Below are 18,976 nucleotides of genomic sequence, written 5' to 3'. Positions count from 1 at the left end.
TTGAACATAACAATATTGATGGGTATCGCACTCGGCTTTGGGATGACATTCTTTGGCATTATGCAGGGCGGCGATATTAACAACTTCGTAGAAATAGCTTCGCTTTCAATCGTGCTGGGCGGTACGATCGGCGCCGTGATTGCCTCGTATCCAATGGAAGACCTGAAAAAGATACCGACGCTTATCAAACTGGCGCTGCGGAAAAGTGAAAACAATTATATGGAACAGGTGCATGAGATCGTCGAAATGGCGAATGTTGCCCGCAAAAACGGAATCCTGGCGCTGGAAGACCGCCTTGACGATATCAAGGACCCATTTGTTAAAAATGGAATTATGCTGATTATGGACGGCACGGACCCGGAGCTTGTGAAAAGCATGCTGGAAACGCAGGCATATTTTACGGACGAACGGCACGGCAAGCTGATTTCCATGTTTGAGACAGCTTCGTCGTGTGCGCCCGCGTTTGGTATGGTCGGCACGCTGATTGGCCTCATCAACATGCTGAAAAATTTGACGGGGGATATGGATTCGATCGGGCCTTCCATGTCTACAGCCCTGATTACGACCTTTTACGGCGTTATCTTCGCAAACCTGATTTTTAACCCGATTGCCAAGCAACTGGCAGCGAAAAACGCGGAGGAAATGCTGTGTAAGGATATCATTATTGAAGGAATTCTTTCCATCCAGGATGGAGAAAACCCGCGGGTCATCGAGGATAAGCTGAAGGCGTTTATCGCGGCCTCGGACCTCGAGGATGCAAAGAAGAAGTCTGCGGAACCGGCGGAGGATGCAGCGGAGCCGGAAGGAGAAGTTCAGAATGGCTGACAAAAGGCAGAAAAAGAAGCGCGAAAGTAAGGGCGCTTACTGGATGGACACCTACGGCGACATGGTGACGTTGCTTCTGACCTTTTTCGTAATGCTGTTTGCCTCGTCACAGATCAACGAGGCAAAATGGATTCGCATTGTACAATCCTTTACGGGAGAACCGGCAGGCGCGCTCGTTGAGCCGATCGATCCGCTGAATCCGACGGCGGGATTCGCCCCGTCCGACTATATCCCCAAGGTGACGCCGCGGGATAAAGAGGACCTGACGGCGGAAAGCGACAGTGAGGAGAAGATGGAGTATGACTACAAAGTTGAGGCGACATTCAATGAACTGTACAGCAAGCTGACGCAGTATATTGAAGAACATAACCTCGGGTCTACGATTATTGTGGAAAAGGACGGCCAATACATCTATATCACAATCCTCGAGGGAATTTTATTCGATTCGGGCAAGGCGGATATCAAGGACGAAACGGCGGAAACAATTTTGAACGATCTTGGGAATATGATTATGGAGTCATGGGACAGCGTCAATATGCTGAAAATCGAAGGACATACGGATACTGACCTGATAAAACAGCCTGCACAGTTCAAAGACAACCGCAGCCTTTCGAGCGAGCGGGCAAATGAGGTCCTGCGGTTTTTAGGAACAAACTGCGGCATGCCGAACAGTGATTCGATCGTTACCCAGGGATGGGGCGAGACCAGGCCTGTGGCATCGAACGATACGCAGGAAGGCAAGCAGCAAAACCGACGGGTTGAGTTTATTCTGGAAAGCAAGAATGCGCTCCATAAAGGACAATAGAGGAGAATGACATGAAGAAGAAAAAAGTGCTGCCGATTATTATTGTAGTGATTGCGGTGATCGCCGCCTTTTGCGTCTATTATTTTGTTCTGAAGCCCGCGCCGGAGGAAGAGGCCGGAAGCGAGACCGTAAAACTGGAAGATATGTATTATTATGTGCCGGGCGAATATTTTGTGACGAACATCGAGGAAAGCAGTGCGCTGTGCAAAACAAGCGTTTCGCTTGCGCTTACGGGAAAAGACCAAACAACATTCCTTGAAACGAATAACGCTGTGATCCGTAACGCGGTTATCAAGGTCCTTATCAGCCATACGGAGGACGAGTTGCGTACCGCCGGGGCAATCGATATGCTCGAAGGCGAAATGTCGGCGGAGTTGAAAACGGCGCTCCGGCTGGAAGAGCTGCAGACTGTTTACATCAGTGATTTTGTGATCCAGTAGACAGCGTTTGTGATTTTACAAGGAAGGTAGGAGGAAGCCAGTTGTCCGATATTTTATCGCAAAATGAAATTGACGCGCTGTTAAACGCTTTGAACGCAGGAGAAGATATCCCGGAGGAAACGCCGGAGGCGCAGCCGAATGCTGCCCGCCTTTATGATTTCAGAACAGCGAACAAATTTTATAGGGAACAGATGCGTACGCTCAACGTTGTATTTGACAGCTTTTCGTACCTTCTTACCAATAAACTGACCGGGCTGCTGCACACCGTGTGCAGCGTTGAAGTGATATCGGTGGAGGAACAGAGCTTTGGTGAATTCAACAATTCCCTTCCCACGCCGGTCATTTTAGGAGTGATCGACATGGACCCATTCCAGGGCTCGCTGTTGATGGAACTTTCTTCTTCCCTCGTTTATGCGCTGATCAGCCGCCTTTTCGGCGGGGAAGCGGACTATTCGCAGAATGAAAAGTCCTTCACAGAGATAGAGATGTCGCTCATAGAAAATATTATGCACCAGATGATGGGGGTCATGAAAGATGCGTGGGGAAAGATCGTCAGTGTTGAGCCCATAATCAAAACAATTGAAAGCAGTTCGCAGTTTACGCAAATAGCGGCGATGAACGAACCGGCAGCGATTATTACGATGAATGCGAAGATCGATAATATAGAGGGAATTATTGCGCTGTGCATCCCGCATTACGCGATCCAGCCGGTTGCAAAGCAGCTAAGCACGGTTAATTGGACGCTTGCGGAAACACAAAAGCAAAATAAGGGACCGAATCAGGAAAAAACGATTGAGGAACAATTACAAAACACATACGTAACAATTGAAGCGACGTTTAACGAAACGGCAACGCAATTAGGAGAAATTTTAAGAATGCAGGTTGGCGACGTCATATGCCTCAATCATCCCATCAAGGAGTGTATCAACTTAAGCGTGGAATCGATTCCCAAGTTTAGGGGAGTGGTCGGAACGGATCACCATAAGTATGCAGTTCAAATAGCAAAGATTATCAAGGAGAATGAGAACATTGAGTAACGAAGTTTTATCCCAGGAAGAGATTGAAAAAATGCTTTCCGACACGGAAACTCCCGCGCAGGAAACTTCTGGCGAAGACCTATCCGTTGACAATTACCTGACCAAAAGTGAGCAGGACTTGCTGGGGGAAATTGGAAACATCTGTATGGGTACGTCCGCTACGACAATGTCGACCCTGCTTGGCAGAAAAACGACGATCACGACTCCTGAGCTTTCAATCCATACGGTTGAATCTTTAAGCGGCGAATATCCGGCGCCACTGGTGGTATCGGAAATTAAGTATACCCGCGGACTCGAGGGAAACAACCTGTTGATCCTGAAGGAATATGACGTTGCCAAGATTACCAATCTTATGCTCGGAGACGAGGAGGAGATCGATCCGGACAATATAGAGCTGACAGAAATTCATATGAGCGCAATTGGCGAAATCATGAATCAAATGGTGGGGTCCTCCGCAACGGCGCTGGCCGATATGCTGCACAGAATGGTTGATATTTCAACGCCGGTTACGAAACGAATTTCAATCCACGATGAGAATCTTTCGGATTTTTTTGCCAATAACAACGAACTTTTTGTCCGGATTAATTTTCATATGGAAATTGAAGAGCTTCTCACAAGCGAAATTATGCAGGTATTGACTGTGGGGTTCGCAAAGGAAATGGCAAATCAGGTGTGGCAGCAAATGCAAGCCGATATGGGAGTGGAAACAAATGAACCGGCGGTAACCGGGGAGCAACCTGGCGGTAAACCGGCGCCGCAGAACCCGACGCCCCAGCCTACAAGCATCCCGGCTGCACCCGGGCCGGTCGCTTCCGTCTCACCGGCCGCACAAGCAGGGAGAACACAGCCGCAGGTGATCCATGAACAGCAAAATATACGCGTTCAGCAGCCGCAATTCCAGAGTTTCAACGAGATAGGAGGCAACGCCGCGGTTCCGTCATTGGAAAACATTGAAATGATTCTGGATGTTCCCATGAGTGTGACGGTAGAGCTTGGAAGGGTAAAGAAAAAAATCAAAGACATCCTGGATTTCAACACGGGGGCGGTCGTCGTCCTGGACCGGGCCGCAGGTGAGACGGTGGATATTCTGGTCAACGGGAAGTGTATCGGAAAGGGTGAAGTCGTTGTCATCGACGACAACTATGGAGTTCGGATCACGGAAATCAATATGCCGAGCGCGCGGGAACTGCTATAAAATTTTTGCATAGGATTGATAGAATATGGTGGTCAATAATCGAAAAATTAAATTGCTCATTGTCGACGATTCCGCTTTCTTCAGGACGGCAATTGCGGATGCGTTTACAAATCATCCCAAAGTGGCTATTGCAGGCACTGCAAAAGACCCGTATGAAGCAAGGGATAAAATTCTTGCGCTTAAACCGGATGTAATGACGCTGGATATAGAAATGCCGCGAATGAGCGGGCTGGAATTCCTTAAAATACTGATGCCGCAGCACCCGCTTCCGGTTGTGATGGTTAGCTCGCTTGACGGGGCGGTGTTTGATGCGATGCGCGCCGGGGCGGTGGATTTTATTGAGAAACCTTCCGCCACATCAGGAGAAATCATGGCAAGTTTTTCAAGGGAAGTCGAAGAGAAGGTTCTCGTTGCAGCCGGTGTTGATGTGAAGGCCAAACGCGCCGCAGCTGCCATGGCGGCGCGCAGCAAACTGGCGGCCGTGCCGGGTATTTCATTGCGTGCCGGTTTGATTGCACTTGGAGCGTCAACCGGAGGAACCGAGGCTACAAGCACGATTTTGAGGCGGCTTCCGGCGAACATCCCCGGTATGGTGATTACACAGCACATGCCGCCCGTTTTCACAAAAATGTATGCGCAACGGCTGGATAAGGAGTGTGCGTTTTCTGTGAAGGAAGCGGAAGAAAATGACATCGTAAAACCGGGACACGCATATATTGCACCAGGAGACAGGCACCTGCAAATTATTAAGCGGGGGACCGATATGGTGATTCACCTATGGCAGGGTGAGAAAGTAAACGGTCACTGCCCGTCGGTGGATGTAATGTTTCAGTCTGTGGCAAAGTTTGCGGATCGGAATACGGTAGGAATTATCCTGACCGGAATGGGTGCGGACGGCGCCCAGGGGCTTCTTGAAATGAAAGAAAAAGGCGCCTACACCATCGGACAGGACGAAGCCAGCTGCGTCGTATATGGAATGCCGATGGTTGCCAAAAGGATGGGTGCGGTTACGACGCAGGCCCCGCTCGACCAAATTGCAGATGCCTTGATGAATTACCTGACAAAGCGGCAGGCCTGATGAACGGATGTTTAAAATGGCAGTTTTCCCCGAAATTCAGCGTCTTTCTGGCTGACGAAAACAAGAATCCGGGCTACAGCCTCATAAAGCTTCGGAGGAATGACATCGCCTACAGAGAAGCCCGCAAGAACGTCGGAAAGAGGTTTATCCTCAACGACAGGCACATGGTGTTCTTCCGCTGTTTCAATGATTTTTTCAGCGACAGGCCCTATGCCAAGTGCGGCGATGATAGGCGCATCGCCGGATAAGGGATCATATTTGAGGGCGGCGGCCTGAAGCCGGCGGCGGTCGGGATTTTGCTTCATAACGAATGCTCCACGCTTGGTTTTTTAATATTCAGGTACATTATACCACGGCCAAAGCGCCATGCAATAGAAAATAAGAAAGGAAAACAAGAGGGATGCAGCAGATTACAGGTATAACGAATATCGCCACAACGGAACCGGGAAGCGGAATGCAAACCAGTACCGCGCCTTTTGCAGACCTTTCTGCCGGCGATACGGTGAGTGTGGAAGTGATCGAGGTTTCCGGGAAGGAAGCAACGTTCAGGACGCCCGAAGGCCACGAAATCCACGCGCAATTTCCCAAGGGATTATTCATAAAGCCCGGGGATTTTGTTGAACTGACGATGGTAAGTAAGGATTCCGGCACAGCATATCTCAGGCTAAGCGCAGTCAACGGCCAGACAGTTGATCTGGAGGCAAACGAGCTCCAGGTCTTCCTGATGGATATGGGCCTGCCGCCTTCCCGCACGAATGCGGCTGCAACACAGCTGTTGCTGCGTTTTCATATTGAACCTACGCCTGAGAAGATCGCTGATTTGTTTTGGGTTGCTGAAAGCCTGCCCGAGATACCAACGTCAATTGCAGTGTTTATGGCGGCCAACAAAATTCCCCCAACTCCGGAAAATGCGGAAATCTTAATGAAATGGTGTTCGGGAGATGCCAATTTTGGGAAAGACATTGAGGAAATCGGACAGTTGATCCAACAATCAGGGAAAGACCTTTTTACGGAGGTTTTTCGTGACAGGGTAATGGCCCAGGCAACGCCGAAGCAAGCGATGGAATTACAGAATATGGGATTTGAGCGATTGGCTGTCCAATTGAATTTGTTCGATTCGGGTGATGCGGAAATACAAGCTTCCGTTCAAGCGTTCCTGGAAAAATTACCGCTTTCGCCGGGAGAAAGACAGCAATTTGAAACCGTACTGACGGAGGGACTTCGTTTTGCGCGGGAAGCGGCCGGGAGGCCTGAGGCCCAGGCACCTGTAAACGGAAGCCGGGAACAAACGCCTGTTGATGCAGGCCTGAAGCAGGTTCACGCCGACATACCAAAAAGTGATATGGCGGCAATACCGAAATCCGGCCAAACAATGCAGGACGGCAAAATGGATGTGCAGCCCCTCACGGAGGCGGTAAATGGGCGGGAAGCCGGGAATTTACTTGAAACGCTCAGCCGGCTCTTTGTACGGATAAAGGGCGGCGATATTCAGAATGATGCAAAAGTGCTCCAAGACACCGTTCATGGGCAACAAGGCCTTACGGAGTCATTAAAAAGCGGCGTCATAAAGCTGATGGGAGAGACGAGTCCTGCGGCGCAAAAGGCGAATGATTTAAATACCCAGGCACGTCTCGGAAATCAAATGGAACAATTTTGCTATTGTCAAATTCCGTATGAAACACGGGAAGGGAAAGGCACGGCTGATTTGTATGTTTTTGAACGCAGCCATGCGCAAAAGCCCGGTGAAAAAACAGCGGTCACTGTGTTGATTGGACTGGATACGCAACATATGGGACGTGTGGAGGCGGTGCTTCGATCAGAGCCCCCGGATAATCTCTCGGTAGAATTCCGGATTATGGATGAGCCTGTGAGACAATTTTTTTTGGAAAACTCGGAGGAATTTGCCGCACAGATGAAGAGCGACGGATTTCCGCTCAGCAGGGTATCCGTTACCGGACTGAAGGAGCGGGCAACCCCGCTCAATGTGCTTAAAACGCTGGAGAACGAAAAAAAGATCAGCATTTCGGGAATCGATATTCAAATATAACAGGAGGGAAATAAATGCCGATTGGTTCGATCGATCCTACAAACCAGATAAATACGTCTTATCCTACGGGTAACACCCAGGCGGCCTCCAATACAAACGGCTCGTTTGCAGAATTGCTGAGCAATTATATGGCATTGTCTGCAAGCTCGATTGGCAGTTTCAACGATACAGGAAGCGATTCCTATATGAACGGAGTCATGGGAATGGGCGGAGCTTCCTCCTTGATGGGGATGGGCGGCAGCAGCAGCGAGATGTTCACCATGCTTTTATTGCTCTTGTTGATGGGACAGAAAAGCCAGGGCTCTTTGGGCAACCTTTTGGCAGGCAGCAGCGGAATATCGCAGGCACAGCAATATTGCCAGCACAATTATATCGATCCTTATACCCAGACGGCGGCGCAGGGAATTCCGAGCCAATCATGGCTGGAAGCGAATCCATTGCTTACAAATCATGTAGGAGAAAGGAATGCGTCGACCTATCGTGCAGTCATCGATCAATTCCATGTGGAAACCAATGAACGCTATCGCGTCAATAAGAGTGGAAGCGGCGACACCTACTGCAATATTTTTGCGTGGGATGTCACGCGGGCCATGGGCGCGGAAGTACCGCATTATATCAGCGCGTCGGGTGCGCCCGCTTCCTCCGGCCAGGAGGACGCCAGGGAGCTTGATGCAAACGGGGTTAACGACTGGCTGAATACATACGGACAAACCTATGGATGGAGGAAGGTTTCTCCGGAAGAGGCGCAGCAATATGCAAATATGGGAATGCCTGCAGTAACATCATGGAAAAACAGCAGCGGACACGGGCACCTGCAGGTCGTCAGCCCATCGGCCGACGGATCATACGACGCCGGACGGGGTGTTGCGATCGCCCAGGCGGGACGGCAGCTTAAGAACTATGATTATGCAAGCTGCGCGTATAGTTCGCAAAGGCTTGCCGAGGTTGAGTATTTTGTCCACATATAGGGCTTGTATCACGCCGCTGTATTAAAGTTTGCGGCCGCATTTTCCGATAGAAATAGTGAGGATTTTTATCGCCGACGAACGATATAAGAAAGGATGTGTCATTATGGCAATGAATACGATTAACGGGTATAGCACAACGAGGATTACAGGCCTTAATTCAGGGTTGGATACGGATTCGCTGATCGAAAAAGCAATGTCTGCCCAGCAGGCAAAGCTGGACCGTATGTACCAGAACAAGACAAAGCTGGAATGGAAACGGGATGCGTATACCGATATCAACAAACTGGTCACGGAGTTCACCGATAAATACATGAGCCAGTTGAGCGAAGACAATGTTTTTTCTTCCAGTGTATATAAAGCATTCAAAATAAGTATTTCAGATAAGTATGGAGCATATTTTGATATTGCCGGGACCTCTGCCGCATCGATTTCCCGCCACCAGATTACCAAAACAACACTGGCGGAGTATGCGACCATTCAAGGCGAGCAATACCGTAACCGTGTAGCCGGGCTTTCGGGAACAGAACATGCAAATTCGCTTGCAGCCGTAACGGGAACCAAGAAACTGGCAGCTGATTCGGCTACGACGGAATTGCGGGATTTGAAATATGAGGATGGCTCCAGCGTCTTTCAGTTCAGCAGTTCGACAGACAGGGTTTCTTTCTCGGTCAATGGACAAACATTTACATTCAATCAGGACCAGAGGCTTTCCGAAGTAATGAGCGATGTGAACAACACCTCCGCTGCAAAAGCGGTTATGTCGCTTTCGTCCGACGGATTTATTTCGTTTAAAAGCACGGTAAAAGGCGAGAAAACCGCACTCGTGTTTGGCAATGTCGCTGGCCCGGAGGTGTTTGGCAGGAGCGGTGCGTTTGGAATCGACGAGCTTGTAACCGAGCCGGAGAGCCTGATCGACGAAAATATGACCTTGCGCGATATTGCAGCCGCTGCAGGAAAAACACTGGGAGACAACGGTGAAGACTTTATTGAATTCAGCATCAATGGGAAAATTTTCCATTTCGACGGCGATACGGAACTGCGGGATGTAATCGATACGGTAAACAGTGACCCCGACGCAAAGGTTACACTGACCTACGATCATGACCGCGACCGCTTTATGCTGCGCAGCGACCTGCAGGGCAGCGGGACCGAAATCAAAACCGAAAATCTGCAGGGAACAAATTTCTTTGGCGAGGGCGGAATTACCGGGATTGCGGAAGATGAAACGGAAGGCTACCAGATGATCGACCGGCAGACTGACACCATTGCAACTGCCGCCGCAAAAATGGGCGTTGACCTTCAGCTGGATCAGGACGGGAAATTCAGTTTTATTGTAAACGATGTTGAGTTTTCCTTCAATTCAACGGATACCCTGGAAAAAATGATCAATACGGTCAACGGGGACAAGGATGCAAAAGCCCGGCTTACGTACAGCCAGATTACAGATTCCTTTGTGTTTACGAGCAGTGAAACAGGAAGGAATGCTTCGGTTTCCGTAAAAAATGCCAACGGCGCCAATGCATTCGGAGGCGCGGCTTCCTTCTTTGGAGCTGCGGAAACGGAGGCAAAGGGGAAAGACGCAACCATTGTAATTGACGGGGAAACGATTACCCAGTCCTCCAATATCTTTACGCTGGACGGCTTGCAATTTACGCTTAAGGTTGACTTTGACGCAGAAAACAATTCGGAAAACCTCGGGGCCGCAAATTTTTCCGTGGACCAGGATATCGACAAGGTAGTGGATAAGGTAAAATCTTTTGTCAAAGCGTACAACGAGCTGACACAATCGTTATATTCCAAGGTGACGGAAGAAATCGATTATGATTATTCGCCGTTGACACAGGCGCAGCGTGAAAGCGACGAAATGTCCGACAAGGAAATTGAAAAATGGGACACGGAAGCAAAAAAGGGCATCCTGCGCAATGATAATACAATCAAGGACCTTTTGTCATCCCTCCGTATGGATATCTTCAAGACAGTAGAAGGCGCGGGTCTCTCACCCTATGATATCGGCTTTAACACATCGAAGTATTCACAGGGGCAATACGGTGGTCAAATTACATTTGACGAGGACAAATTCCGGGATGCGATGAAAAAAGACCCGGATGCGGTTTCGCGCGTTATGGCAAATGTTTCCACCTCGACGAACAAAGAGACGGAATTTGCAGAGTCCGGACTCATTACGAAATTTTTCGATCAAATGTCAGCGTTCAGGACCCAGATCAGAGGCGTCAACCTGAAAAATACAAACGAGAAGATCGATGATATGAGCGACTCTATGAGCGACATGATTAAAAAGATGTACGAAGAGCAGGAACGGCTGTATAGCCAGTTTGCACAAATGGAATCGCTGCTTTCACAATACCAGTCGCAGAGCACCTGGCTGTCGCAGCAAATTTCAACGCTGGGCTGACCCGGTAACCGGGAAGGAGTATGGTCATGACCTTTTATGCAACTGCAAATCCACAAAACCAATATAAGCAGGATTACGTGACGACGGCGAGCCCTGTCGACCTTGTAATTATGCTGTACGAAGGGTGTATCAAACAATTAAAGCTTGCGAAAATCCATATGGAAAGCAAGGAACCGGCCCGGGTATCGGAGTGTTTTGAAAAGGCGGAGGAAATTCTTTTGGAGCTGGTGAGAAGCCTCAATCTCAGCATCCCGATTTCTGAAAACCTGCTGGAGTTGTATCAATTCATGGTGGATGAAATCGTGCAGACAGGACTCACGAACGACATGGAACGCATTGAGCCTGTAATCGAAATGCTGACCTCTTTATCTGAAGCATGGAGTGAAGTGAAAACGCAGGTTGAAAGCGGGATGTATATGCAGGAAAACGAGCAGGGAGTGGAATGATGGGCACAGAGAACGTATGGAAGGAAAAGGCGGGCCTGCTGCAGCGTTTTCTGGAGTTGACGCGAAGGATAGCGGATTTGCTGGCAGGGGAGAATACTGCGGAACGTATGAATGAACTCGGAGATATGGTGGATGCCCGCAGCCAGTTGATAGAAGCCGTATCGCGCCTGCATAAAACGGAAAGCGCAGAGGCCGGGCCTTCGGACGATGAGGAAAAGCAAAAATGGCTGTGCAGCGAGCTTCTATCCCAGATTCAGGAGATGGAAGAAAAAAATATGGAAGCCATGCTCCTGATCTTGAAGGAATATAAAGAACGGATGCGTTCCAACCGGCAAAGCCGGGACACCATCGGCGCGTACAGCAGGCAAATGCAGGAGATTGCCTTAGAGGGAACGGTTTTCAATCAAACAAAGTGACGGAAGAAAAGGGGCTGCATGAAGGTACAAAATATTAACAATATACCGATGGAATCGATGTCGAGGGCCGATATTGAGTCCGTCAGCCCCCAAGGAACGGAATTGACTTTTTCCAGCAAGCTGACGGAAGAATCGAATTCTGTATATATACGGCACATTGAGGAGTTGATCGGCCAGATTGAAAAGCAGGGGCGGCGGCTTTCCGAACGGGCAGATATGGGGGAAATGCAAAAATACAGGGAAATGATTACCAAATTGCTCAATGAGACCGTAAGCAATGGATTTGCATTTCATAAAGAAGGGAAAATCGGCGTGAACGGACGCAGCAAAATTTTTGCCATGATCAGCAAGGTCAATGAAAAGCTGGATGCGATGACGAAAAGCGTTCTCGAAGAAGAAAAGGACAATATTAACCTGTTGGACGATATTGACGATATCAGGGGCTTGCTCGTCGACATGTATCTGTAAAGGGCGGTATGGAATGAAGCTGAACACTCATGAATTTTATAAACTGCGCGATTTTATGTATCAGCGATTTGGAATCAATTTGAGCCAAAAGCAGCAATTGATTGAAGGCCGGTTGGGCAACGTCCTTGAAAAGCGGGGCTTTAAAAGCTTTTCGGACTTTATCAGCCATATGGAGGCGGATCATACGGGGGAAGACGTATCCCTTGTGGTGGCAAAACTGACAACGAATTTTACATATTTCTACCGGGAGGAACAGCATTTTGAGTTTTTACGCAATGTTGCGCTCCCTGAGCTCGTACCACGGATCAGTGACGGGAACCTAAGCATCTGGAGCGCAGGGTGTTCCTCAGGCGAGGAGCCCTATACGATTGCAATGTTTTTGAATGATTATTTCGGCGGCGACAAACATGGACTGGATACCAGAATTTTGGCAACGGATATTTCCGACAAGGTATTGGGAATTGCGGGCAGCGGCGTTTACCGCGGCGAGCATATGACAAAAATGCCGAAGGAATGGTATCGGAAGTATTTCAGCAGGATACAAGGAGACGAATACGAAGTCGTCCCACAGATCAAAAAGGAAGTAATCTATCGTAAGTTCAACCTGATGGAGCCGGAATTCCGCTTTAAAAAGAAGTTCCACATAGTGTTTTGCCGGAATGTAATGATTTATTTCGACGAACCAACGAGGCGGAAGCTGGCGCGGAAATTCTATGACGCAATTCTGCCGGGAGGATATCTTTTTATTGGCCTGTCGGAGACGCTGATCAGAAGCGAAGCCGGGTTTGAGTACGTGCAGCCGTCGATCTACAGGAAAAAAGGCAGGGGAAATTATTGAGCATCGAGAGCGTTCAGGCGCGCATCGGAGAGATTATCAACAGAATAGGGCAAAAAACCGCTAAAATCGACATGGATTTCCAAGCTGTTTTTGGAGAAACGCTTGGCAGTGATTCTGCGCCGGAGAGCGCGGAAGTAAGCGCTGGAACCGGCCAGGCGGGTTTGCTGCAAAACAATGCAACCACAACCGGGCGTTATTGCAGCAAATGCGGGATGCCTGAGGTTGCAAGCATATATGCGCAATATACCGGTGCGGTTGATACAGGCGACGGAATGCTTGAAAAAGCGGCGCCTTATATGGATATCATCGAGGAAGCGTCCTCTGTCTATGGAGTTCCGGTTAACCTTATACTGGGTGTGATTAAAGCGGAATCAGATTTCGATCCGAAATGCGTTTCGGGTGCGGGAGCTAAAGGCCTGATGCAGATCATGCCGGAAAACGCCGCGGAATTCGGAGTAACGGACGTATATGACCCGCGGCAAAATATTTTCTGCGGCGTTGACGAAATTGCCCGGCACCTCAAGACCTACAGCGGAGATATGAAGCTGGCGCTTGCGGCTTATAATACCGGACCGGGAAACGTGGCGAAACGGAATGTCACGAGCAGCAATAGTCCCGAATACCTGAATATACCGCAGTCGGTCAGGGATTATGCGGACAGGGTACTGCGGTACGCAGGACTCGGACAGTAAAAATAAAGGAGAAAAGGAATGCAGACACAGCCATATATCGTTAAGCAGCCAATCCACAACAGCGATAATCAATTATACGCATATGAGATTCTTTATGTGGAGGACGAAAGCGTAGGCGATCCTTCGGGGGATGCCGCCGCTGCCAATGCGATTGAAACACTTTTAATGCAATTTCAAAGCGAAGGATTTTTAGAGGACAAGGTTGCTTTCGTAAATTTTACCCCGGGATTACTTTTGCGAAACGTGCCCCAGACTTTTGATTCGGATAAGCTTGTGATTCAGATCGATGAGGACGTCCTCTTGAATCCGCTTGCAATGAAACTGGCGAAAAAATACCGGAAACAGGGATATAAGATTGCGCTAAAAGGGTTTGAGTTCAACAGCAGGTATCTCTCGGCGATTGACAGCGTCGATATGATTAAAATCAATTTCAAGTTGGAAACGGCCTCGAAGGACAGCATTGCAGAAATTGCGAAAGGGCTCGGCAAGGACATCGTGGCCTTTAATATTGACAACGAAGAAACGTACCATGCGGCGGTGGCCCTTGGCGTAAAATACATGCAGGGAACTTATATCGGTACGATGCTGCCGGAGAAGATACACCGGATAGAGCATCTCCAAAGTAATTTTTTCCAGCTTGTCATTGCCGTTACAAAAGACGATGCGGATTTCGACGAGATCGAGGAACTGATTTCACGCGACGTTACGCTTACATACGCACTGCTAAAGCTTGTGAACTCCTCTTACTTTGCACTGCGGAACAATGTGGAGTCCGTACACCAGGCCTTGGTTGTACTGGGCCTTGGTCAGCTGCGCCAATGGATTTATTTGCTCAGTTTCCAGTCTGATTCGGATATTCCTTCCGAATTTATCAAGATGTCTTTTATGCGGGCAAATTTTTGTGCGGAGCTTCAGCCTCTCGCAAAGGATATGCCGATTTCAAAGTCGGAGGCATACCTGATGGGAATGTTCTCAACGCTTGGCTCGCTGCTTGACGTGACCCTTGAAGAAGCGCTCGGCGAGCTGAGCATTTCCGAATATGTTGTCCAGGCGCTGCTGACACAGGAAGGACGGGCCGGGCTTCTCTACGGGCTGGTATTGTTTTATGAACAGGGCAATTGGGTTGGGATGTCAAACAATGCTGAAGCGCTGGGCATTTCCGTGCAGGTAATATCGCAAAAATATTTTGAATGTGTGGATACGGTAAATGAAACATGGGACAGCCTGATTGATATGAATTCGCAAATATAATGGCGGATACTGAAAATACAAATTGAAAAGGAGATACCGCAAATGGCATATATATTTACAAAGGATTTGGAAACAGGCGTTGCACAGGTCGATGCGCAGCATAAGGCGTTATTCGATGCAATGAACCAGCTTTCGAACGCCTGCGAGCAGGGAAAGGGCAGGGACGAAATTGATAAAACGTTAAAATTCCTGAGCGACTATATCATCACGCATTTCAGCGATGAAGAAAGACTCCAGCGGCAATACGGCTATCCGGACCGCGTACAGCACAAAGCGTATCATGACCAGTTTAAAATGAGCGTAAAGAAGATGATTGACGAATACACTGCGGGAGGAGCTTCCATCGTGCTTGTCGGTGAAATTAACAGGAAGGTCGGGATGTGGCTTTTAAACCATATTAAGCGTGAGGATGTTAAATTGGGGGCGTTTTTGAAAGGAAAAGGAGTCTGAAGAGCCGCAGCCCTTAAAGGATGCAATGAAGGAGAAAGCCATGAATCCGGGAAACAAACAAGAGATTCTATTGGAATCGGGCACCAATGAAATAGAAATTATGGAATTTACGATTTCACATAATACGTTCGGCATTAACGTGGCGAAAATTCGGGAAATTATGAATCCGATGGATGTAAAACGCATGCCGCATGTACACCCGGCAGTAGAAGGGGTGTTTAAGCCGCGGGACATTTTGATTACGGTAATCAACCTGCCAAAATATCTTGATATGGAAAGCGAGCATGACAATTCCAAGGATTTACTGATTGTCGCAAATTTCAATAATATGCATATCGCTTTTCGTGTCGACACTGTTGTGGGAATCGACAGGATATCATGGAAGGATATCGAAAAACCGGACAAGACGATTTATGGCGGAGAAGAAGGCATTGTAACCGGGTTGGCACAGTTTGAAGACCGGCTGATTACCGTCCTGGATTTTGAAAAAATCGTAGCGGATATTGCCCCGGAAACAGGGATACAGCTGTCCGAAATTGATGAGTTGGGGAAACGGGACCAAAACGACCAGCCGATTTTGGTTGTCGAGGATTCCGTGCTGCTTTCCGCGATGATCCTGCAGGCGCTGCACAAGGCCGGTTATACCAATACGGTAAAAAAGGACAACGGGCAGGAGGCATGGGATTATTTAACGGCGCTCAAACGCGAATGCGACGAAGAGGGGATTCCGGTCACGGAAAAAACCGCATGTATTATTACGGATATTGAAATGCCGCAAATGGACGGGCACCACCTTACAAAGCTGATTAAAGAAGACGGAACCCTAAAAAAGATTCCGATTATTGTCTTTTCTTCACTGATTAACGATGAAATGCGCATTAAAGGAAAGGAGGTCGGCGCAGACGAACAGCTTTCCAAACCCGAAATTGGCCGGTTGGTAACAGTCGTCGACAACCTGCTGGAGAAATTTTCGCTCAAAATGCCGGGGGAATAAAGAACGGAGGATGCTTAAATGGGAATGTTTGATGGAATTAAAGGCCTTGAAAACGGACTGGAAGCCTCGTGGCTGAGAAACAAAACGATTCTGGACAATGTGGCAAACAACGACACGCCCGACTATAAAGCGGAAGGCGTAGAATTCGAGGCCTTGTATCGGGAAGCCATTGAAAAGGAAGACGGATTCCAGTTCAAGCGGACAAGGGCGACACACATGCAGATTGGCGGAAGCCCGGACGGAAGCGACGTGAAGGGCGTTGTTGTGCAAAAGGACCCGACAACCTACCGCATGGATGGCAATAACGTGGACATCGACCAGGAAATGACGGATTATGCAAAAAATGTAATTTACTACAATACGTTGCTGAGGAAGATAAACGGGCAGTTCAACCAGCTTCGGACGGCGATCAAGGGACAGTAAGGAGGAGAAAGTTATGGCGTTTTTATCATCTTTGGATATTTCCGGTTCCGCGCTTACGGCGCAGCGGCTGCGGATGGATGTTGTGGCGGAAAATGTGGCTAATATCAGCACTACGCGAACGGCGAATGGCGAACCCTACCGGCGAAGATATGCAATCTTTCAGCAAAAGGATGGCGCGAGTTTTTCGGATGCGTTAAACAGATCGCTTTCGGGCGGCGCAGGCAGCGGCGTTCGCGTCACTGAAATTGCGGAGGACCCTTCCGAATTCAAACTGGATTACAATCCTACGCATCCTGACGCGGATGAATTCGGTTATGTACGGATGCCGAATGTCGAGCTCGCACGTGAAATGGCGGATATGATGTCCGCAACCAGGTCTTATGAAGCAAATATTACCGTATTAAATTCGACAAAAAGTATGGCGATGAATGCGCTTGAAATTGGAAAATAACAGGAGGATTACACAATGAGCAATATTTTACCTGTCGGTTCTCCGGCAGAGTTGTATGCGGCAAACAAGGTGCCGGTTAAGCAGGAAAATGAATCGGCGGCCGCAGGCGCTGATTTTGGCAGTATGCTTTCCAGGGCAGTCGCACAGGCGGACGACCTGCAGACGGTATCGCAGGAAGGGACGCAGGCCTTGCTTGCAGGAGAGGTTGATGATATTGCAAAGGTCATGATCGACGGTACCAAGGCAGATTTATCGCTCAACATGATTATACAGGTGCGCAATAAGGTCTTGGACGCATATAACGAGATCATGCGCATGAACCTGTAAACAGGAAAAAATTTATGGTTGAGGAAAAGGGGCTGCAGCTTGCGCCCGGAATAGATGTTACCAATGTGCTGGTCATTATTCTCTATCTGGTACTGATTGTGGCGGCCGCATATTTTTTAACAAAATATGTCGCAAAGCGTTCCCTCCGGAAAGGGATGAAACCCAAAACGGGAGCGGGGCAAAGCGGTTTTAAAAGGAATGAATTTGAGCATATGGTTTCCGTTGTCGACAGGATTTCGATCGACCGCGATAAAACGATGGTCGTTATCGAATTTCAGGGGAAATACTATCTTTTGGGGACGACCGCCCAAGGATTTGAGCAGATAGATAAAGTCGATATCCCAAAGAGAACGGAAGAAGCGGAAAATGCCGAGCCGGAAAGCGAACCGGGCACAATTGTTGCCAATGATACACAAAAGCCCGGGCCCGGAACCCCGGATACCTTTTGGGGCCGCTTCAAAAAATGCTTTTTTATTGTTATTAAAAGCTATCTGCCCGGTAGAAAAAACAAAAATAACACTTCCTTCGAAGAACACTTGAGAAAAGAAACCGACGAAGAGAAGCATAAAACAGGAAAGGATCAATAGTGTGCGTTTGAGAGGTATGGCACTTTGAAAAAAAGAACCGTTTTAAAACTGAGCATATTGATTATTTCCGTTCTTGCAATCCTGATTGTTTTTACCGGGTGCGCAGGCCAGCCGGCAGGTACAGCCGGCGGCGAAACGGAAGGAGTCGACCAGGGCGCAGGTCCGCTTGCACAACTCGTCGGCAGCCGCTCTGCAAGCTTGCAGCTTGTCGGCCTGCTTACAATCCTGGCGATTGCACCGTCGATTCTTTTGATGGTAACAGGTTTTACCCGGATTGTAATCGTATTGTCGTTTACCAGAAACGCACTCGGCCTGCAGCAAATGCCGCCAAACCAGGTTTTAGTTGCCCTGGCGCTGTTTTTAACGTTTTTTGTTATGGCGCCGGTCTTCGGGCAAGTCAAAACGGAAGCAATCGATCCCTATGTCGCGCAGGAGATTACCTTTGACGAAGCGGTTGATGCAGCGGAAGGACCGATTCGGGAATTCATGCTGATGCAGACGTACAAGGATGATCTCGATATGTTTTTGAATTTTTCGGGCGAGACGAATGTACAGGAATTGGAAGAAGTGCCGATTACCACGATTATGCCTGCATTTATTACCAGTGAATTGAAGCGGGGATTCATGATTGGCTTTTTCATCTATATTCCGTTCATCGTAATCGATATGGTCGTTTCGAGCACCTTGATGGCAATGGGGATGATGATGCTTCCGCCAATTGTAATCTCTCTTCCGTTCAAGGTGCTGCTGTTTATCCTGGTGGACGGATGGTCGCTGACGATGCAAACCCTGCTGTCCACCTTCAATACGTTTACGTAGCGTCCT

The 18,976-nt window shown here is 48.6% G+C and carries 23 protein-coding genes; 22 read left to right on the top strand and 1 reads right to left on the bottom strand.

The window, feature by feature from the left end; genetic code table 11:
- From BBD38_RS01080 to BBD38_RS01055, 6 genes are read left to right on the top strand one after another with little or no spacing between them, the layout of a single operon-like run.
- Positions 1-825, top strand: coding sequence for a motility protein A (locus tag BBD38_RS01080; protein ID WP_066683598.1), 825 nt, complete (start codon positions 1-3; stop codon positions 823-825).
- Positions 818-1,630, top strand: a complete 813-nt coding sequence (locus tag BBD38_RS01075) for an OmpA/MotB family protein (protein ID WP_066683597.1) — start codon at positions 818-820, stop codon at positions 1,628-1,630. The genes BBD38_RS01080 and BBD38_RS01075 overlap by 8 nt, the downstream gene beginning before the upstream one ends.
- Before the next feature lie 11 nt (positions 1,631-1,641).
- The gene (locus tag BBD38_RS01070) at positions 1,642-2,070 is read left to right on the top strand and encodes a flagellar basal body-associated FliL family protein (protein ID WP_066683596.1); all 429 of its coding nucleotides are present in this window, start codon (positions 1,642-1,644) and stop codon (positions 2,068-2,070) included.
- A gap of 41 nt (positions 2,071-2,111) precedes the next feature.
- Positions 2,112-3,107: a flagellar motor switch protein FliM gene (fliM, locus tag BBD38_RS01065; RefSeq protein WP_066683591.1), complete on the top strand. Its 996-nt coding sequence runs from the start codon at positions 2,112-2,114 to the stop codon at positions 3,105-3,107.
- Entirely contained in the window at positions 3,100-4,302 is a 1,203-nt protein-coding gene (fliY, locus tag BBD38_RS01060) for a flagellar motor switch phosphatase FliY (RefSeq protein ID WP_066683589.1), read from the top strand. Before fliM ends, fliY begins: the two co-directional genes overlap by 8 nt.
- Positions 4,303-4,327: 25 nt before the next feature.
- A complete protein-coding gene (locus BBD38_RS01055; RefSeq protein ID WP_066683587.1) occupies positions 4,328-5,380 on the top strand; it encodes a protein-glutamate methylesterase/protein-glutamine glutaminase in 1,053 nt (350 codons plus the stop codon).
- An 11-nt stretch (positions 5,381-5,391) separates the two neighbouring features.
- Here the strand turns inward: BBD38_RS01055 and BBD38_RS01050 are convergent, their stop codons facing one another.
- Entirely contained in the window at positions 5,392-5,685 is a 294-nt protein-coding gene (locus tag BBD38_RS01050; protein ID WP_066683585.1) for an EscU/YscU/HrcU family type III secretion system export apparatus switch protein, read from the bottom strand.
- Between the two features lie 95 nt (positions 5,686-5,780).
- Between BBD38_RS01050 and BBD38_RS01045 the strand changes: the two genes are divergently transcribed.
- The 16 genes from BBD38_RS01045 to fliP all read left to right on the top strand — a co-directional run bounded on the left by BBD38_RS01045 (position 5,781) and on the right by fliP (position 18,970).
- Positions 5,781-7,427, top strand: a complete 1,647-nt coding sequence (locus BBD38_RS01045) for a hypothetical protein (RefSeq protein ID WP_066683581.1) — start codon at positions 5,781-5,783, stop codon at positions 7,425-7,427.
- Between the two features lie 14 nt (positions 7,428-7,441).
- Positions 7,442-8,395, top strand: coding sequence for a hypothetical protein (locus BBD38_RS01040; protein WP_066683579.1), 954 nt, complete (start codon positions 7,442-7,444; stop codon positions 8,393-8,395).
- A 103-nt stretch (positions 8,396-8,498) separates the two neighbouring features.
- Positions 8,499-10,808, top strand: coding sequence for a flagellar filament capping protein FliD (gene fliD, locus BBD38_RS01035; RefSeq protein ID WP_066683577.1), 2,310 nt, complete (start codon positions 8,499-8,501; stop codon positions 10,806-10,808).
- Between the two features lie 26 nt (positions 10,809-10,834).
- Positions 10,835-11,254, top strand: a complete 420-nt coding sequence (fliS, locus tag BBD38_RS01030; RefSeq protein ID WP_066683576.1) for a flagellar export chaperone FliS — start codon at positions 10,835-10,837, stop codon at positions 11,252-11,254.
- Positions 11,251-11,670 carry a hypothetical protein gene (locus tag BBD38_RS01025; RefSeq protein ID WP_147568032.1) on the top strand — a complete coding sequence of 140 codons (420 nt, stop codon included), beginning with the start codon at positions 11,251-11,253 and terminating at the stop codon, positions 11,668-11,670. The genes fliS and BBD38_RS01025 overlap by 4 nt, the downstream gene beginning before the upstream one ends.
- Before the next feature lie 18 nt (positions 11,671-11,688).
- Complete coding sequence (locus BBD38_RS01020) at positions 11,689-12,138, top strand: YaaR family protein (RefSeq protein ID WP_066683572.1); 450 nt, start codon at positions 11,689-11,691, stop codon at positions 12,136-12,138.
- Between the two features lie 13 nt (positions 12,139-12,151).
- On the top strand, positions 12,152-12,976 hold the full coding sequence (locus BBD38_RS01015; protein ID WP_066683567.1) for a CheR family methyltransferase: 825 nt from the start codon (positions 12,152-12,154) through the stop codon (positions 12,974-12,976).
- Entirely contained in the window at positions 12,973-13,668 is a 696-nt protein-coding gene (locus tag BBD38_RS01010) for a lytic transglycosylase domain-containing protein (protein ID WP_066683565.1), read from the top strand. Before BBD38_RS01015 ends, BBD38_RS01010 begins: the two co-directional genes overlap by 4 nt.
- An 18-nt stretch (positions 13,669-13,686) precedes the next feature.
- Positions 13,687-14,919, top strand: coding sequence for an EAL and HDOD domain-containing protein (locus BBD38_RS01005; protein WP_066683560.1), 1,233 nt, complete (start codon positions 13,687-13,689; stop codon positions 14,917-14,919).
- A gap of 42 nt (positions 14,920-14,961) precedes the next feature.
- Positions 14,962-15,369, top strand: coding sequence for a bacteriohemerythrin (locus BBD38_RS01000; RefSeq protein WP_066683556.1), 408 nt, complete (start codon positions 14,962-14,964; stop codon positions 15,367-15,369).
- A gap of 40 nt (positions 15,370-15,409) precedes the next feature.
- Positions 15,410-16,363, top strand: a complete 954-nt coding sequence (locus BBD38_RS00995) for a chemotaxis protein (RefSeq protein ID WP_066683555.1) — start codon at positions 15,410-15,412, stop codon at positions 16,361-16,363.
- Positions 16,364-16,381: 18 nt separating this feature from the next.
- Positions 16,382-16,786, top strand: a complete 405-nt coding sequence (gene flgB, locus BBD38_RS00990) for a flagellar basal body rod protein FlgB (protein WP_066683554.1) — start codon at positions 16,382-16,384, stop codon at positions 16,784-16,786.
- A gap of 13 nt (positions 16,787-16,799) precedes the next feature.
- Positions 16,800-17,237 carry a flagellar basal body rod protein FlgC gene (gene flgC / locus BBD38_RS00985; protein ID WP_066683553.1) on the top strand — a complete coding sequence of 146 codons (438 nt, stop codon included), beginning with the start codon at positions 16,800-16,802 and terminating at the stop codon, positions 17,235-17,237.
- Positions 17,238-17,252: 15 nt separating this feature from the next.
- Positions 17,253-17,564 carry a flagellar hook-basal body complex protein FliE gene (fliE, locus tag BBD38_RS00980; protein WP_066683551.1) on the top strand — a complete coding sequence of 104 codons (312 nt, stop codon included), beginning with the start codon at positions 17,253-17,255 and terminating at the stop codon, positions 17,562-17,564.
- 14 nt (positions 17,565-17,578) lie between these two features.
- Complete coding sequence (locus tag BBD38_RS00975; RefSeq protein WP_066683549.1) at positions 17,579-18,151, top strand: flagellar biosynthetic protein FliO; 573 nt, start codon at positions 17,579-17,581, stop codon at positions 18,149-18,151.
- Between the two features lie 24 nt (positions 18,152-18,175).
- The gene (gene fliP / locus BBD38_RS00970) at positions 18,176-18,970 is read left to right on the top strand and encodes a flagellar type III secretion system pore protein FliP (RefSeq protein ID WP_207644616.1); all 795 of its coding nucleotides are present in this window, start codon (positions 18,176-18,178) and stop codon (positions 18,968-18,970) included.
- Positions 18,971-18,976 lie beyond the last annotated feature (6 nt).

It is taken from the genome of Christensenella intestinihominis (assembly GCF_001678845.1).
In the GTDB taxonomy this organism is placed as follows: Bacteria; Bacillota; Clostridia; order Christensenellales; family Christensenellaceae; genus Christensenella; species Christensenella intestinihominis.
Note: the sequence above shows the minus strand (reverse complement) of the source record. Positions and strands in the feature narration are given on the sequence as shown.

Excerpts from the sequence above, each read along its gene's own strand:
- BBD38_RS01075 (WP_066683597.1), top strand. The coding sequence starts at position 818 with ATGGCTGACAAAAGGCAGAAAAAGAAGCGCGAAAGTAAGGGCGCTTAC.
- BBD38_RS01070 (WP_066683596.1), top strand. The coding sequence starts at position 1,642 with ATGAAGAAGAAAAAAGTGCTGCCGATTATTATTGTAGTGATTGCGGTG.
- BBD38_RS01055 (WP_066683587.1), top strand. The coding sequence starts at position 4,328 with ATGGTGGTCAATAATCGAAAAATTAAATTGCTCATTGTCGACGATTCC.
- BBD38_RS01050 (WP_066683585.1), bottom strand. The coding sequence starts at position 5,685 with ATGAAGCAAAATCCCGACCGCCGCCGGCTTCAGGCCGCCGCCCTCAAA.
- BBD38_RS01045 (WP_066683581.1), top strand. The coding sequence starts at position 5,781 with ATGCAGCAGATTACAGGTATAACGAATATCGCCACAACGGAACCGGGA.
- BBD38_RS01040 (WP_066683579.1), top strand. The coding sequence starts at position 7,442 with ATGCCGATTGGTTCGATCGATCCTACAAACCAGATAAATACGTCTTAT.
- fliD (WP_066683577.1), top strand. The coding sequence starts at position 8,499 with ATGGCAATGAATACGATTAACGGGTATAGCACAACGAGGATTACAGGC.
- fliS (WP_066683576.1), top strand. The coding sequence starts at position 10,835 with ATGACCTTTTATGCAACTGCAAATCCACAAAACCAATATAAGCAGGAT.
- BBD38_RS01025 (WP_147568032.1), top strand. The coding sequence starts at position 11,251 with ATGATGGGCACAGAGAACGTATGGAAGGAAAAGGCGGGCCTGCTGCAG.
- BBD38_RS01020 (WP_066683572.1), top strand. The coding sequence starts at position 11,689 with ATGAAGGTACAAAATATTAACAATATACCGATGGAATCGATGTCGAGG.
- BBD38_RS01015 (WP_066683567.1), top strand. The coding sequence starts at position 12,152 with ATGAAGCTGAACACTCATGAATTTTATAAACTGCGCGATTTTATGTAT.
- BBD38_RS01005 (WP_066683560.1), top strand. The coding sequence starts at position 13,687 with ATGCAGACACAGCCATATATCGTTAAGCAGCCAATCCACAACAGCGAT.
- BBD38_RS01000 (WP_066683556.1), top strand. The coding sequence starts at position 14,962 with ATGGCATATATATTTACAAAGGATTTGGAAACAGGCGTTGCACAGGTC.
- BBD38_RS00995 (WP_066683555.1), top strand. The coding sequence starts at position 15,410 with ATGAATCCGGGAAACAAACAAGAGATTCTATTGGAATCGGGCACCAAT.
- flgB (WP_066683554.1), top strand. The coding sequence starts at position 16,382 with ATGGGAATGTTTGATGGAATTAAAGGCCTTGAAAACGGACTGGAAGCC.
- flgC (WP_066683553.1), top strand. The coding sequence starts at position 16,800 with ATGGCGTTTTTATCATCTTTGGATATTTCCGGTTCCGCGCTTACGGCG.
- fliE (WP_066683551.1), top strand. The coding sequence starts at position 17,253 with ATGAGCAATATTTTACCTGTCGGTTCTCCGGCAGAGTTGTATGCGGCA.
- BBD38_RS00975 (WP_066683549.1), top strand. The coding sequence starts at position 17,579 with ATGGTTGAGGAAAAGGGGCTGCAGCTTGCGCCCGGAATAGATGTTACC.